Here is a 16,028-nt window from a genome sequence, read left to right as displayed (position 1 = left end):
ACCATGTCATTGATTCGTCCTGCTGTTGTGCTGTTTATTCTGTTAACGCTGCTTACCGGCGGCGTCTATCCACTATTAACCACCGCGCTAGGGCAGTGGTGGTTCCCGCAGCAGGCCAACGGCTCGCTGCTAAGGATTGACGGCGAAGTGCGCGGTTCAAGCCTTATCGGGCAGAACTTTACCGCGCCGGGCTATTTCCAGGGGCGCCCTTCCGCCACGGCGGAGATGCCGGATAATCCGTTGGCATCCGGCGGCAGCAACCTCGCCGCCAGCAATCCGGCGCTGGATAAAGCCATCAGCGAACGAGTGCAGGCCCTGCGCGCCGCCAACCCGGACGCCACGCCCAGGGTTCCGGTGGAGCTGGTCACCGCCTCGGCGAGCGGACTGGATTACAGTCTGACCCCGTCCGCCGCCCTGTGGCAGGCGCCGCGCGTCGCCAAAGCCCGGCAGCTGAGCGTGGAGCAGGTCACGCAGCTGGTCAACGAGGCAACGCAAAAACCGTTGCTCAGCTTTCTCGGCCAACCTGTGGTAAATATACTGCAGCTGAATATGTCGCTGGATGCCCTGAAGGATAAGTGAAATGAGTGACGAGCCGCTGCGTCCGGACCCTGACCGCCTGCTGCAACACACCGCCGCCCCGCATCGCGGTAAGCTAAAGGTTTTTTTTGGCGCCTGCGCAGGGGTGGGGAAAACCTGGGCGATGCTGGCGGAAGCGCAGCGGCTGCGCGCCCAGGGTCTGGATATTCTGATTGGCGTGGCGGAAACCCACGGGCGTAAAGAGACAGCGGCGATGCTTGAAGGGCTCAGTACCCTGCCCCAGCGCCGCCTCTCCCATCGCGGGCGCTACGTTAAAGAGTTTGACCTTGACGGCGCGCTGGCCCGCCGCCCGGCGCTGATCCTGGTCGATGAGCTGGCGCACAGCAACGCGCCCGGCTCCCGTCATCCTAAACGCTGGCAGGACGTCGAAGAGCTGCTGGAAGCTGGCATCGACGTGTTTACCACCGTTAACGTCCAGCACCTGGAGAGCCTGAACGACGTCGTCAGCGGCATTACCGGCGTGCAGGTCCGTGAAACCGTCCCCGATCCGTTCTTCGACGCCGCCGACGATGTGGTACTGGTCGACCTGCCTCCCGACGATCTCCGCCAGCGGCTCAATGAAGGGAAAGTCTATATCGGCGGCCAGGCCGAGCGGGCTATTGAGAACTTCTTTCGCAAGGGCAACCTGATCGCCCTACGCGAGCTGGCGCTGCGCCGTACCGCCGATCGGGTCGATGAGCAAATGCGCGCCTGGCGCGATCGTCAGGGACAGGAAAAAGTCTGGCACACCCGTGACGCCATTTTGCTCTGCATCGGCCACAACACTGGCAGCGAAAAGCTGGTTCGCGCCGCTGCCCGCCTCGCGGCCAGGCTGGGGAGCGTCTGGCATGCGGTGTATGTAGAAACCCCCTCTCTGCATCGCCTGCCGGAAGCGAAACGGCGGGCGATCCTCGCCGCGCTCAGGCTGGCTCAGGAGCTGGGAGCGGAAACCGCCACCCTCGCCGATCCTTCTGAAGAGAAGGCCGTTCTGCACTATGCCCGCGAACATAATCTCGGCAAGATAGTGATTGGCCGCCAGCAAAAAAGGCGCTGGTGGGACCGCAGCGGCTTCGCCGATCGTCTGGCCCGCCACGCGCCGGACCTCGATTTGGTAGTGATCGCGCTGGATGAAAAGGCCGCTCCCCTGCCCGCTCGCGCCAGCGATGGCCGGACCGCAATGGAAAAATGGCGTTTGCAGCTCCAGGGATGCGTCGTCGCCATCGCTCTGTGCGCGGTGATAACCGTCGTCGCCATGCAGTGGCTGATGGCTTTTGAAGCCGCCAACCTGGTGATGCTGTATCTGCTCGGCGTGGTGATTATCGCCCTCCTGTACGGCCGCTGGCCGTCAGTGCTGGCGACGGTGATTAACGTGGTCAGCTTCGACCTGTTTTTTGTCGCGCCGCGCGGCACGCTGGCGGTTTCCGATGTGCAGTATTTGTTGACCTTTAGCGTGATGCTCACCGTCGGGCTGCTTATCGGCAATCTCACCGCCGGCGTACGCTACCAGGCGCGGGTGGCGCGCTATCGCGAACAGCGCACCCGGCATCTGTATGAAATGTCAAAAGCGTTGGCGGTGGGCCGCAGCCGTGAGGATGTGGCCGCCACCAGCGAGCGCTTTATCGCCTCGACGTTTCAGGCGCGCAGCCAGCTGCTGCTGCCCAATGAAACAAACCAGCTCTCTCCGCTAACTCAGCAAACGGCGGCCATCACCTGGGATGACGCCATTGCCCGCTGGAGCTTCGATAAGGGACAGCCCGCCGGCGCGGGTACCGATACGCTACCCGGCGTGCCGTACCAAATCCTGCCGCTGAAAAGCGCCGCCCGCACCTGGGGGTTGCTGGTTGTGGAACCCGCCAACCTGCGCCAGCTGATGATCCCCGAACAGCAGCGCCTGCTGGAAACCTTCACCCTGCTGGTCGCCAGCGCGCTGGAGAGACTGACGCTTACCGCCAGCGAAGAGCAGGCGCGGCTGAACAGCGAACGAGAAAGCCTGCGTAACTCGCTACTGGCGGCACTGTCCCACGATCTGCGGACGCCGTTAACGGTGCTGTTCGGCCAGGCGGAAATCCTGACGCTCGATCTCGCCAGCGAAGGGTCGAAACACGCGCCGCAGGCCAATGAGATTCGCCAGCACGTGCTCAACACCACCCGGCTGGTGAATAATCTCCTCGATATGGCGCGGATCCAATCCGGCGGCTTTAATTTGCATAAAGAGTGGCTAACGCTGGAAGAGGTGGTCGGTAGCTCGCTGCGTATGCTGGAGCCGGGGCTTGGCGGCCGGCATATTCAGCTCGCACTGCCGGACCCGCTGCTGCTGGTTCACGTCGACGGGCCGCTATTTGAACGGGTGCTGATTAATCTGCTGGAAAACGCGGTGAAGTACGCGGGAGCAGAGGCGCAAATCGGCATTACCGCGCATGTCGACACGCACAATTTGCTGCTTGAGGTTTGGGATAACGGACCGGGTATTCCTGCCGGGCAGGAACAGGCTATCTTTGATAAATTCGCCCGCGGTAATAAAGAGTCGGCGATCCCCGGCGTCGGTCTGGGCCTGGCGATTTGCCAGGCGATCGTTGAGGTGCACGGCGGAACGATTAGCGCCGCGACGCGCCCGCAAGGCGGCGCCTGTTTCCGTGTTACACTGCCGAGAGAAGCGCCCCCTGAACTGGAAGAGTTAGCCGAGGAAATGTGATTAACGTTCTGATCATCGAAGATGAGCATGCTATCCGCCGCTTTCTGCGCACCGCGCTGGAAGCCGACGGCATGCGCGTATTTGAAGCGGAAACGCTGCAGCGCGGGCTGATCGAAGCCGCGACCCGCAAGCCGGATTTAACCATTCTCGATCTCGGCCTGCCCGATGGTGACGGTAACGCGTTTATTCGCGAGGTTCGCCAGTGGAGCCAGATGCCGATTATCGTCCTCTCGGCGCGCACCGAAGAGCAGGACAAAATCGCCGCGCTTGACGCCGGCGCCGATGATTATCTCAGCAAACCCTTTGGTATCGGTGAACTGCAGGCGCGGCTGAGGGTGGCAATGCGCCGCCATGCCGGCGCCCAGGCCGATGAGCCGCTGGTGCGTTTTGCCGATGTCGAAGTCGATATCCCCTCCCGCCGCATCGTTCGCGGCGACGAAGAGATCCATCTGACGCCAATTGAATTTCGCCTGCTGGCGGTACTGCTCAATAATCCCGGAAAGGTGCTGACCCAGCGGCAGTTGCTCAACCAGGTCTGGGGGCCGAACGCGGTGGAACACAGCCACTATCTGCGGATCTATATGGGACATCTGCGACAGAAGCTGGAGGCCGACCCGGCGCGCCCGCAACATCTGCTGACCGAAACCGGGATCGGCTACCGGTTTATGCCTTAGCGGATCCCCGGCTCGCGCTTAGCTTAACCGGGCTACAGGCCCGTCGTCGTCTATAAATCGGTAGCCCGGATAAAGCGTTTACGCCGCCATCCGGGGAATGCCGGCGATTATTGTCCGTAGTAGGCCCCTGCCCCGTGTTTACGCAAATAGTGTTTATCCAGCAGCGTCGTAGAGACCGGCTGTTCGTCAATGCTCAGCTGACGGGTCCACATATTCATATAGGCAATCTCCTCCAGCACCACCGCATTATGCACCGCGTTCGCCGGATCTTTTCCCCATGCAAATGGGCCGTGGCCGTGGACCAGCGCGGCGGGTACGCTGAGCGGATCGGTATGCTGCGCGCCCAGCGTTTCGATAATCACGTGACCGGTATTGGTTTCATAATCACCGCGGATTTCATCATCGCTGAGCGGGCGGGTACAGGGGATCGGCCCATAAAAATAGTCGGCGTGGGTGGTGCCCATCGCCAGCAGCGGCCTGCCCGACTGCGCCCAAATCGTCGCGTGACGCGAATGGGTATGCACAATTCCGCCCACGCCGCTAAACGCCTTATACAACTCAAGATGGGTCGGCGTATCCGACGAGGGCTTATAGCGCCCCTCCACCACCCTGCCGGTCGCCAGCTCCACCACCACCATATCCTCGGCCGTCATCACGGCATATTCCACGCCGGAGGGTTTGATCACCACCAGCCCGGCCTCGCGATCGATACCGCTGACGTTACCCCAGGTAAAGGTCACAAGATTAAATTTCGGCAGCGCCAGATTGGCATCAAGAACCGCCTGCTTGAGGTTATCCAACATACTTCACTCCTGAATTCGCAATGCCTTCATACTGGGGCGGACGAAACGCCTGCTGGTATTTATCCGTTAGCCACGCTTTCGCCTCGGCGATTCGCTGGCTATCCAGGCCATCATTTTTTGCCCACATCTCAATCAGCCAGGCGCCGCGATAGTTCAGCGCCGAGAGCGTGCGAAATATCTCGGTAAAATCGACGCAGCCGGTCCCGAATGGCACATCGCGAAACTGCCCCAGCGAAGCGTGCGAAACGGGCTGGGTATCCTTCAAATGAATGGCGGTGATTTTATGAATGCCCTTACTCAACTCTTCGGGAACGTCGTTTTGCCAGGCGCTTAAGTTGCCAACGTCCGGGTAGACGCAAAACCACGGACTGCAAACCTTACGTTCGAGATCCAGCCAGCGGGAGATATTGCTCATAAAGGCGGTATCCATAATTTCCATCGACAGCATCACCTGCGCTTTCGCCGCTTCGGCCACCGCCCAGTTGATGCCCTCAATAAAGTATTCCCGGGTCTGCGCCGAAGAGGATTCGTAATAGACGTCATAGCCTGCCAGCTGGATGTTGCGGATCCCGACATGGCTGGCAAAATCCAGCGCATCCAGCATCAGTTCCCGCGCCTTGAGCCGTGTATCGCGATTGACGCTACCAAAGGGATGGCTGCGGTGCGCGGAGAGGCACATGCTCGGCACATCAATGCCGCTGTTGATTTTGTCCGCCACGAACGCCAGCCGCTGCCCCCGATTCCAGTGCAGCCTGGCCTGCCGCTCGGGGCTTTCGTCAACGGAGATTTCGATAAAATCAAACGCCAGGCCGGCCGCCATTTCGAAGCGTTTCGGCCAGTCCAGCGCCGTGGGGAGCGCTTTTTCGTAGATGCCAAGTCTGGGTTTCATTGCGCCGCTCCCGTCGCCCTGGAGAGGCTTTGCGCGACCGCTAAGTAACGGGCGTAGCCTTCGCGCAGCTGCTGATGCCGATTGCCGTCGGGTTGATAGCAGACCACCTCGGGCTGCGTGGCGGCAATCGCTTCGCTGAAGTTAGCATAGGCTCCGCTACCGGCCGCCGCGCACAGCGCGGCGGCTCGACAGCCGGCCTGTTCGATATCTACCACTTCCAGCGGAAGATTGGCTGCATCGGCATACATCTGCGTCCAGCCTCTCGACTGGCTCGGCCCGCCGGTAAAGCGAATTTTTTGAATATCCCGATTGAGTTCAATAATGCGGTCCTGATGCACCAGGTGAGAAAAAACGATCCCGCGATAGATGGCCGCAATAATATCCTTTTTCGTATGATGCCCCGCGAGGCCCACCAGCGCGCCGGGCAGATCCATCGCCAGATTGGAACCGAACAAATAGGGTAAAAAAATGAGGTTGCTGTCGGTATCTTGCGCGATCCAGCTTTCGAAATGGTCGTAGCAGCGGTCATCGTCAGGGAAAAACTGCTTCACAAACCAGGAGAGATTGCTCGCCGAAGTGGGGCTGCCCTCGTGAACGAAATATTTGCCCGGAATGCAGTATTTCCCCCAGATGTAGGGAAAGTCACTGGCAATAATACTATCCGTCACCGAGGTGGCGATACTCCAGGTTCCGGCCACCGCGCTCAGAGTATCCGCCCGATCAATGCCCGAGGAGACGGCGGAGGCGACCACGTCGAAAAAGCCGCCGAAAACCGGCGTCCCCGGGCATAAACCGCAGTCCAGCGAGGCCTGCAGGGTAATGTGGCCCACGCAGTCCGTCGAGTTCACCACCGGCGCGGTTTTATCCGCCACTTCCTCAATGCCAAACAGCGCCATCATGTCGCGGTCATAGCGGGCGGTAAACTGGTTATAAAAATTGCTGCCGGAAATATTGGTGATCTCCGCCGTCGCCTCGCCGGTCAGGCGGAAACGAACGTAGTCGTGCACCATTAAAACGGCATCGATCTTGTCATAATTGGCCGGTTCATGCGCTTTCAGCCACGCCAGTAGCGATACCGGATGTCCGGTCCACAGCTGCTGCAATCCTTTTGGGTATGCCAGCTTGTCTATACCTTCGCGATACCATTTTTTGACAAACGCCAGCGCCCGGGTATCGGATGAGATAATCCCGTTGCGCACCGGTTCGCCTTTTTTGTCAATCGCGTAGAGCCCTTTGCCGTGCGAGGAGAAACCGATCCCGCCGATGCTTAGCGGCGGCACCTGGCTTTCATACAGCGCTTTTTTTATCACGCGACAAACGGTGTCCCATAGTTCATGCATGTTCCGCTCAGTAAAGCCCGGCTGCTCAGATAATACCTGCGCATATTGCGACGCCACGTGAATCTCTTGCCCTAACTCATTATATATACCGGCTTTGGTGACCGTACCACCGATATCAACCCCGATAAAATTCATATCCCTTCGCCTCATATTTAAAATAAGTTAACGTCTGGCTGAGCTAATAAAGGTGGCGCCCCAAATAATAAGCCCTTTCACCACGTACTGAACGTAGGGTGAGATCCCAAGAAGGTTTAAACCATTATTCAGTACGCCGAGCATCATGGCGCCAATCAGCGTGCCGATAATCATTCCGCGACCGCCAGCAATGGATGCCCCGCCGAGTACCACTGCGGCAATGGCATCCAGTTCAAATCCGACGCCGGCATTCGGCTGGCCGCTCATCACCCGCGAGGTGAAAATAAGACCGGCAAAACTGGCAGTAAAGCCGCTGATCACGTAAACCAGCAATTTATAATATTTCACCCGCAGGCCGCTCAGACGCGCCGCTTCTTCATTACCGCCGAGGGAATAAACATAGCGACCAAACGGCATATGATTCAGGACGATATAAAAGATGAGATATAAAACCGCCATCAGAATAATAGGCACCTGAATACCGAACAGATATTCGCGGCCCCAAAAAGCGAATGAATCCGGTAAGCCGGAAATGGGATAGCCGCCGGTATAGATTAGCGCCAGCCCCTTCGCAATAATCATTGCCCCGAGGGTCACGATAATCGGCGGCATTTTACCGTAGGCGGTTAAAAAGCCGTTCAGCGCGCCAAAGGCGACGCCAGAACACAGGCCGATAAGAATGGCTAACCACGGATCTAAACCGTAGTACTTCATTAATCCCGCCATCAGGGTACCGGCCAGGGCCATGACCGCGCCGACGGAGAGGTCGATCCCGCCGGTCAGGATGGCAAAGGTCATCCCAATAGCAATGATGGCATTAATCGAGACCTGACGGGCGACGGTCGATAAGTTATCGACCGTTAAAAAGTAGTCATTAAAAATAGCCATACAGGAGAACAGGAGTACCAGACCAACAAACGGCAGGAACGCGGGCATTTTTAATAAACCATGGAGCATCTTTTTATTTTTATCAGGAGATGCGGCGGGCGCTAATGACACGTTTTCATTACTCATTTAATACTCCCTAAATAATATTACCGGCAGCGTGCAGCATAATCACTGTGGAATTGATTTGGTCGCTCTCGAGTTCGGCAACGATATTACCGTCGCGAAAAACCATCACCCGGTCGCTAACGCCAATCACCTCTGGTAGCTCAGATGAAATCATAATTATTGAAATACCCTGGGCGGTGAGGTCGCGCATAATCTGATAGATTTCTGATTTCGCTCCGACATCAATACCGCGAGTCGGTTCGTCAAAAATAAGAATATTGACATCATGATTCAACCAACGGGAAATAACGACTTTCTGCTGGTTACCGCCGCTCAACGTTCCCACCGCGGTCCCGGCATCCGGCGTTTTCACGCCAACGTGACTAATTAAGCGCTCGGCGGTCAGGCGCTCTTCGTTATCGCGGATAAGCGAGAACTGGCAGGCGTGTTTGTTAAGCCAGATATTATCTTTGACCGAAAAAGGCAGCACCAGCCCCTGCGTTTTTCGGCTTTCCGGCAACAGACCAATGCCCAGACGCAGAGCCCGGTCGGTGGATTTTATCGTCACCTCTTTTCCGGCCAGGCGGACGCGTTTTTTGAAGCATTTATCCGCGCCGGTCAGAGCCAGGATCGCTTCGGAACGTCCCGATCCCACTAGCCCAGCGAGGCCTAAGATCTCCCCTTTGCGCAGCGTCAGCCGATTGACCTGGCTACTTTCGGTAAGCTGAATTTCCGCCTCTAGTAGTATGTCATCATGCGCCAGCGTCCGCCGTTCGGGATAGATATTCTCCACTTCACGGCCGACCATCATCTGGATCATCTCGGCGATATCGATATTGTCGACCTGTGCCGACCCGATATATTTGCCGTCGCGGAGTATGCTCAGGCTGTCACAGATCTCATATATCTCCTCTAGATGGTGAGAAATAAAGAACATCCCGACGCCTTTGGCCTTTAAATCGCGCATCACGCGGAAAAGATGCTCCGCTTCGCTCGGGGTTAAGGTCGCAGTGGGCTCATCCAGAATGAGAATTCGCGCATCCAGCGACAGCGCTTTGGCAATTTCCACAAACTGCTGCTCGGCGACGCTGAGATGGCAAATTTGCTCATCGGGATCGAGGGTCACGCCAAGATCTTTAAAAATCCGCAACGCCTCGCGGCGCATCGCTTTACGATCTAACAGGCCAAAACTATTTACCTTTTCGCGATTAAGGAAAATATTCTCATAAGCGTTCAGATAGGGAATAAGAGAAAACTCCTGAAAGATAATCCCTACGCCGCAGGCAATCGCGTCACGATAGTTATGAAAATGCTGTTGCTTACCATCAATAAAAATATTACCGGCGTCAGGTTGATATATCCCGCAAAGGATTTTCATTAACGTCGATTTACCCGCGCCGTTTTCACCTAATAAAGCATGCACCTCCCCTCGGCCAAGGGTGATATTGACATTATCCAGCGCCTTGACCCCGGGGAAGCTTTTACTGACGTTTTTGACTTCCAGTAAGCTGGGCATAAACATCGCTCCATAATGGCTCGGTAAAATAGCGAGCCATACTTTAATAAGAATCCGGCACGGCTCACCTGAATTAGCGAGAGCCGCTGTGGCGTAATAAGGCGATTACCAGTGGAAATCTTTGGCGTTGGTTTTATCGATAAGCTTCACATCAACAGGGATCTCCTTAGGAATATTCGCGCCCCAATGTTTGGCCAGAGCAATGCCTAAACCAATACGCAGCTGATCGCGCGGGAACTGAGCGGCGGTGGCAATAAACGGCGTATTACCTTTAGCAATTTCAGCGACCGCTTCCGGGGAACCATCAACGCTCACTAGCTTCACATCGCGTCCTGATGCCTGAATCGCCGCCAGAGCGCCGAGTGAGCCAACATCATTCACGCTAAAAATACCGTTGAGCGTCGGGTTAGATTGCAGCATATTTTCCGTCACGCTCATGGAGGTATCGCGCTCTTGTTTACCATTCAGTTTGGTAATCACTTTAATATTGGGATGCTTTTTCATCGCATCTTCAAAGCCGCGCACACGCTCCAGAATAGGCACTACCGGAATTCCGTCGAGAATCGCTACGTTGCCTTTATCACCCAGCGCTTTGGCTAAGTGCTCCCCGGCAATAAAGCCCGCATCATAGTTTTTTGAGCCGACAAAAGAATCTATCGGACCATTAGCCTGAGCATCTATCGCCACCACCACCACGCCGGCTTTTTTAGCGGCCAGTACGGCGGTTTCCGCACCGACGCTATCAGCTGGGTTAATCAGCAAAATATCTATTTTCTTTTGCAGCATATCCTCAACGTCGCTAATCTGCTTGGAGACATCATGCGCCGCATCCGCTGTATAGACGGTGGCATTAATATCTTTTGCCGACTGCTCAAGCGACTCTTTCATGGTGACGAAATATTCGTTATTCAATTCCTGGAACGACATACCAATAGTCAAAGGTTTGGCATTAACGCAGGCAACCAGGCTCATCGCAAGAAGTCCTGAGAGTATTGCTTTAGTCTTAAATTTTACAGGCATTCACTATCTCCTTATTGAGTAATGCGCTGAGAAATAAAAATTATTTATCAGCGTTTTCATGGTACGGATGCTGCCTGATATACTGAGCAATAAATCCACCGCTGACGGATAGCCAGAAGCCACCGATATTGATCTCAGTTATCCCCATGATTGAAATGCAGTATTTAATGAACAGCCATCGACGGTCATTAGCGTAATAATTAAAAATGGCGAACTTAACTAGTTAAAAATTTTTATGGCTTAATGACGACCTTAATGGAATCGAGCGATTTAGCCATCTCAAAAGCGGCTTTCCATTCATCAATAGAATAGAAATGCGTCACCACGCCTTTGGCGGTCAGCAGACCGCGCGCAAAGAGATCGATGGCGATTTCATAGCTGTAAGGTCCCAGATGCGCGCCGCGGATATCCAGCTCTTTACGGTCGCCAATAATCGACCAGTCGGCGGTCGTTTCTTTACCAAACACGCTGAACTCAACGAAGCGTCCCAGCTTACGAATCATCTCCAGACCCTGGGTCACGCCAATGGGGGCACCCGTCGCTTCGATATACACATCGCAGCCGTAGCCATCGGTCATGGATTTTACGATAGCGATGGCGTCCTCTTGCGCCGCATTGATGACCACGTCGGCGCCGAACGCTTTCGCCAGCGCCAGGCGGTCGTCCATCGTGTCGATGACCACCAGTTTCTTCGGCGTTTTCAGATGAGCGACCTGTACCATACACAGCCCCAGCGGCCCAGCGCCGGCGATAACAACCACATCATCCAGTTCGATATCTCCGCGGCGTACCGTATGGATTGCGCAGGCCATAGGTTCGATCAGCGCAGCATCTTCTTCACTTAATGATTCAGGAATTTTATGAATAATCGCGCGTTCGGAGAAACGCATATATTCAGCCATACCACCATCGGCGACATCTTTCTGGAAGCCGTAAATATCATGGGTTTCACACATCCAGTATTTTCCGGTTTTACAGAAACGGCATTCATGGCAGGGGACAATCTGTTCGGCCAGGATGCGATCGCCAATTTTTAATTGATATTTTTCAGCGGAGCCCGGGCCTAACTCGGCAACCCGACCGTAAAACTCATGGCCGGGTACTACCGGTGTTTTTACCCACGGATTATCGCCCCAGAACATCGGCGCGCCGTCCTGGGCCTTGCAGTCGCCGGCGCAGATTCCACACCCGTCAACCTTAATAACCACTTCCTTTTCTTTGGCGACCGGGCGGGGAATTTTCTCAAAGCGATAATCCTGGGGGCCATGGCAGACAACCGCTTTCATACCTTCAGGTAATTGTTCCATCGTAAACCTCTTTTTCGGATAAATAATGAAGAGGAATAGTATTGCTAGCGCAATACTCCTCCATTTGGCACAAGGACTATTAAATAATAATGCCTGTAAAATATCTGGCAGAACGGCTATTTAGTCTCGACAATATGTACCTGGTGCTGGCGATAGATATCAGCTGGTAATTCGTTAGTGATCAACACATCAATATCCGCCAGATCGCATATTTTATAGAGTGAATAGCGTTCAAACTTACTGCTATCGACCATCAGGATTTTTTGATCGGCAACTTTGAGCATCTCCTGCTTCAGCCGGACGTTAACTTCATTGCTGTCTTTTATTTCCAGCCCGGCGTCGAGCCCCTGGCAAGAAAAAAACAGCTTATTGACCTTAAAGTTGTTGATAATGAACTCGGCGACCGGACCGTGAAAATCACCGTGGCGCTCAGAATATTCACCCCCAACGCTGACTATTCTTATTTTCTTACGACAGGCTAAGGTTTGAATAATATTCAAAGAATTGGTAATCACCGTCAGCTCGATGTCAGGCAGCTGGCGTGCTAAAAACCAGCAGGAGCTGCTATTATCCATGATAATGCACTCATGCTCATGAATAAACTGCAGCGCACCTTTAGCGATGCGCATCTTACGTTCTGGCTGCTCTTTGGTACGCTTAATAAAGGCCTCGGCTTTATCGACAAAGTTCCCGTGATTTGTCGGCGTATCGGCAGCTAAAAATGATGCGTTATTTTCAGAAATCATTGCGCCGCCAAAACTGCGAACTATTTTTTTATTTTTCGCCAGCGAGGTTAAATCTCGACGAATAGTTTCTGGAGATACGCCAAATATCTGTGAGAGTTCATTAACTCTGGCACATCCTTTTTCTACGACATATTCCACAATTAATGAATGACGTTTCACTTGTAACATAGACGTTCTCAAGAAAGCATTCAGGATTTAATGACATAAATATAACAAAATCGTCCATATCAGTAAGTGACATAAATCATACAAAATCAAAACAAGTTTTTAGCTTTTTTTAGTTTGAAGTTGATCATATATATCAGGTAACTTTCATTTTGGATGGAATAAAATTGTGATTAAAATCGCAGAATTAGCCGTGATTGTTCGTTTGCTTTAGCAGCATATTCACTAAAACGGGCAAACCCGGTCAAAGCTATAATACCCGTTTATGCCCGATTCAGTCAGCGTAATACCCGGCAACCCTGTGTCGTCTTGATAACACGTAAGGTCAAACCTTGCGGCATCGCCATAACGTCACGACTTTTGCCGCTTCTGAAACCAGCAGCAGAGCAATAAAGAAGGCCGCGCTTTTAAATGCCATCGCCTGTGCCAGCCAGACCACCAGCGAAAGCGACGGGAGCATAAAGGCCAGACGCAGCGGCGTCTGCGCATAGGCCAGCCATGGCGCATAGCGGCTCTGGCGCCAGAAGAGAATCATCGACGCGGGAATACTGACAGTCAGAATAAAATGAAGTGAAAACAGCCAGGCGGCCGCGGAGCCCCAGGTTTGCAGCAGCGGTAAAAAGGAGAGGATATCGTCGTAAAGTGGCACTCGCTGGTGGTAGATGTTCCAGCCAATAAACTGCAAGAGATAAAAGAGATCCATCCCGCCCCAAAACCAAAAAACGTTTTTTTGTTCCAGTTTCATCGCTATCCCTGCGAAAAAAATCAGGCCCTGAAAAGGGCCTGATTATCATCATGTCACTTACGCGTTTTTCAGCACTTCGCTGACAATTTCCACCGCTTCTTTCTCAATCTGCTGACGGTGCTCAGCGCCAAGGAAGCTTTCACAGTAGATTTTATAGGCGTCTTCGGTACCTGAAGGACGCGCGGCGAACCAGCCGTTGTCGGTCATCACCTTCAGGCCGCCAATCGCCGCCCCGTTACCCGGCGCCGCGGTCAGACGCGCGGTAATCGGGTCGCCCGCCAGGGTGCTGGCGCTGACCATTTCCGGAGAGAGCTTAGACAGCGCCGCTTTCTGGGCAGAGGTCGCGGAGGCCTGCAGACGGTTGTAGCTCGGCGCGCCGAAGCGCTCTGCCAGCTCGTCGTAGTGCTGCTGCGGGTTTTTCCCGGTGACCGCGGTGATTTCCGCCGCCAGCAGGCACATGATGATGCCGTCTTTGTCGGTGGACCACGGAGTGCCGTCAAAGCGCAGGAACGAAGCGCCCGCGCTCTCTTCGCCGCCGAAGCCGAAGCTGCCGTCAAACAGACCATCAACAAACCACTTAAAGCCGACCGGCACTTCCACCAGCTTACGGCCGAGGTCGTTAACCACGCGGTCAATCATCGCCGAGGAGACCAGGGTTTTACCCACAGCGACATCTTTGCCCCACTGCGGGCGATGCTGGAACAGGTAGTTAATCGCCACCGCCAGATAGTGGTTCGGGTTCATCAACCCGGCCGGCGTGACGATACCGTGACGGTCGTAATCCGGGTCATTCGCGAAGGCCAGGTCAAATTTGTCGCGCAGCGCCAGCAGGCCCGCCATCGCGCACTCGGAGGAGCAGTCCATGCGGATTGCGCCGTCTTTATCGAGATGCATAAAGCGGAAGGTCTGATCGACATGGTCGTTGACGATGGTTAGATTGAGGTTGTAATGCTCAGCGATACGCTTCCAGTATTCGATACCGGAGCCGCCCAGCGGGTCAACGCCGAGGGTCAATCCGGCTTTCTGGATCGCCGCCATATCGACGATATCCGCCAGCCCTTCAATAAACGGCTGCACCAGATCCTGTTCTTTAACGTGGCCGGAGGCCAGCGCCGCATCAAGAGAAATACGCTTGACGCCCTGCAGACCGGCAGCGAGCAGTTCATTGGCGCGATTTTCGACAACCTTGGTCACGTTGGTATCCGCCGGGCCGCCGTTTGGCGGATTGTACTTGATACCACCGTCTTCCGGCGGGTTGTGGGACGGCGTGATCACAATACCGTCAGCCAGCGGACCGCCCTTTTTGTTATGCACCAGAATCGCATTGGAAATCGCCGGCGTCGGGGTGAAGCCGTTGTTTTCCTGAACGATGACGTCAACGCCGTTTGCCGCCAGCACTTCCAGTACGGAAATGAAAGCCGGTTCGGAGAGTGCGTGCGTGTCCTTCCCGACATAGCATGGGCCGGCGATCCCGTTCTTCGCGCGGTCTTCCGCAATTGCCTGAGCAATCGCCAGAATGTGCTGCTCGTTGAAGTTGTGGCGCGCCGCGCTGCCGCGGTGACCGGAGGTGCCAAACTTCACCGCATGTTCCGCGTTGCCGACTTCCGGCTTCAGCACATAGTACTGGGCAGTCAGCTGGGCGACGTTAATCAAATCACTCTGTTGCGCAGGTTGACCCGCGCGCTTATCGATTGCCATTGCCTGATCCTTCTGGTGCAAAAGTTAATTAACTAGATTGTACCGCAAACCTTTTCGATCAATTCCGCAGGGAACTGCATAGACTGCATGATATGTTCGATCATGCTGCATTTGCGACCGGTATTGGTATTTGTAATGACCCACCACGGTGTACCAGGAACCTGCTTAGGTTTCGTCTGATTACCGTTTTTCTGCAGCGTGCGCTCATCCTCAGCGAAATAAACGCGGGTGCGGCCGTGCAGGGACTCGGTCGCCTCCGCGAACGCTTTGCTGTCTAAGGAGTAGAGGGTAGTCAGAACCAGCATGAAACGGTTTACCGCGCGCTTTTGTTCAGCGTACTCATCAGATAACAGCAGCTCACGCATCGCGCGGACTTTATCTTTCAGAGGATTAGCGGGCTTCACTTCAGCGGCAGGCGTTGGCGCAGGGGCCGGAGCGGCTTTCGCTACCGGTGCGACAGGCTGGGAAACGGCGGAAAACTTCAACATACGCCGTAAAATGTCGGATGCGCTCTCGCCAATATGCTTGGTATGGCTGGCAATATAGCTATAGAGTTCATCATCAACTTCAATTGTTTTCATCTTAATCCAGTGCGATATCTTTTTCTGAATACAAGTTGTCGGGATTATAGGGTCAAATCCCAACCGCGGATAGCGTCAAACCAGGATGGCGGTAAAACTCGGAAATCTTCCGGGTCTTGCAGCCGGATGGCAGAATGTCCAACATAAT

At 54.7% G+C, this 16,028-nt stretch carries 14 protein-coding genes; 3 read left to right on the top strand and 11 right to left on the bottom strand.

Annotation, left to right across the window (positions count from 1 at the left end):
• Positions 1-3 precede the first annotated feature (3 nt).
• Genes kdpC through kdpE form a run of 3 tightly spaced genes read left to right on the top strand, consistent with a single transcriptional unit; the run spans position 4 to position 3,942 of the window.
• Positions 4-579, top strand: a complete 576-nt coding sequence (gene kdpC / locus IYV58_RS07960; RefSeq protein ID WP_004130505.1) for a potassium-transporting ATPase subunit KdpC — start codon at positions 4-6, stop codon at positions 577-579.
• A gap of 1 nt (position 580) precedes the next feature.
• Positions 581-3,268: a two-component system sensor histidine kinase KdpD gene (kdpD, locus tag IYV58_RS07955; protein ID WP_049115034.1), complete on the top strand. Its 2,688-nt coding sequence runs from the start codon at positions 581-583 to the stop codon at positions 3,266-3,268.
• Entirely contained in the window at positions 3,265-3,942 is a 678-nt protein-coding gene (kdpE, locus tag IYV58_RS07950; protein ID WP_049115036.1) for a two-component system response regulator KdpE, read from the top strand. The genes kdpD and kdpE overlap by 4 nt, the downstream gene beginning before the upstream one ends.
• Positions 3,943-4,049: 107 nt before the next feature.
• Here kdpE and araD read toward each other — a convergent pair whose 3' ends face one another.
• The 11 genes from araD to seqA all read right to left on the bottom strand — a co-directional run bounded on the left by araD (position 4,050) and on the right by seqA (position 15,880).
• Positions 4,050-4,745 carry an L-ribulose-5-phosphate 4-epimerase gene (gene araD / locus IYV58_RS07945; RefSeq protein WP_004130499.1) on the bottom strand — a complete coding sequence of 232 codons (696 nt, stop codon included), beginning with the start codon at positions 4,743-4,745 and terminating at the stop codon, positions 4,050-4,052.
• Positions 4,735-5,634, bottom strand: coding sequence for an L-ribulose-5-phosphate 3-epimerase (locus IYV58_RS07940; protein WP_004130498.1), 900 nt, complete (start codon positions 5,632-5,634; stop codon positions 4,735-4,737). Before IYV58_RS07940 ends, araD begins: the two co-directional genes overlap by 11 nt.
• Positions 5,631-7,109 (bottom strand): FGGY-family carbohydrate kinase, encoded by a 1,479-nt coding sequence (locus tag IYV58_RS07935; protein ID WP_049115039.1) that lies wholly within the window; start codon positions 7,107-7,109, stop codon positions 5,631-5,633. Before IYV58_RS07935 ends, IYV58_RS07940 begins: the two co-directional genes overlap by 4 nt.
• A gap of 27 nt (positions 7,110-7,136) precedes the next feature.
• Entirely contained in the window at positions 7,137-8,066 is a 930-nt protein-coding gene (locus IYV58_RS07930) for an ABC transporter permease (RefSeq protein ID WP_049115043.1), read from the bottom strand.
• Positions 8,067-8,133: 67 nt separating this feature from the next.
• Positions 8,134-9,618, bottom strand: a complete 1,485-nt coding sequence (locus IYV58_RS07925) for a sugar ABC transporter ATP-binding protein (RefSeq protein WP_004130495.1) — start codon at positions 9,616-9,618, stop codon at positions 8,134-8,136.
• A 105-nt stretch (positions 9,619-9,723) separates the two neighbouring features.
• Positions 9,724-10,590, bottom strand: coding sequence for an ABC transporter substrate-binding protein (locus IYV58_RS07920; protein ID WP_224325664.1), 867 nt, complete (start codon positions 10,588-10,590; stop codon positions 9,724-9,726).
• 281 nt (positions 10,591-10,871) lie between these two features.
• Complete coding sequence (locus IYV58_RS07915; RefSeq protein WP_004130493.1) at positions 10,872-11,945, bottom strand: erythritol/L-threitol dehydrogenase; 1,074 nt, start codon at positions 11,943-11,945, stop codon at positions 10,872-10,874.
• Positions 11,946-12,061: 116 nt separating this feature from the next.
• Entirely contained in the window at positions 12,062-12,859 is a 798-nt protein-coding gene (locus IYV58_RS07910; RefSeq protein ID WP_004130492.1) for a DeoR/GlpR family DNA-binding transcription regulator, read from the bottom strand.
• 322 nt (positions 12,860-13,181) lie between these two features.
• Positions 13,182-13,601, bottom strand: coding sequence for a hypothetical protein (locus IYV58_RS07905; RefSeq protein WP_004130490.1), 420 nt, complete (start codon positions 13,599-13,601; stop codon positions 13,182-13,184).
• Positions 13,602-13,658: 57 nt separating this feature from the next.
• The gene (pgm, locus tag IYV58_RS07900) at positions 13,659-15,299 is read right to left on the bottom strand and encodes a phosphoglucomutase (alpha-D-glucose-1,6-bisphosphate-dependent) (protein WP_004130488.1); all 1,641 of its coding nucleotides are present in this window, start codon (positions 15,297-15,299) and stop codon (positions 13,659-13,661) included.
• A gap of 32 nt (positions 15,300-15,331) precedes the next feature.
• On the bottom strand, positions 15,332-15,880 hold the full coding sequence (gene seqA, locus IYV58_RS07895) for a replication initiation negative regulator SeqA (protein ID WP_004130486.1): 549 nt from the start codon (positions 15,878-15,880) through the stop codon (positions 15,332-15,334).
• Positions 15,881-16,028 lie beyond the last annotated feature (148 nt).

The organism is Klebsiella sp. BDA134-6 (assembly GCF_015601345.1).
In the GTDB taxonomy this organism is placed as follows: domain Bacteria; phylum Pseudomonadota; class Gammaproteobacteria; order Enterobacterales; family Enterobacteriaceae; genus Klebsiella; species Klebsiella grimontii.
This window is presented reverse-complemented; position numbering and strand designations above follow the sequence as displayed.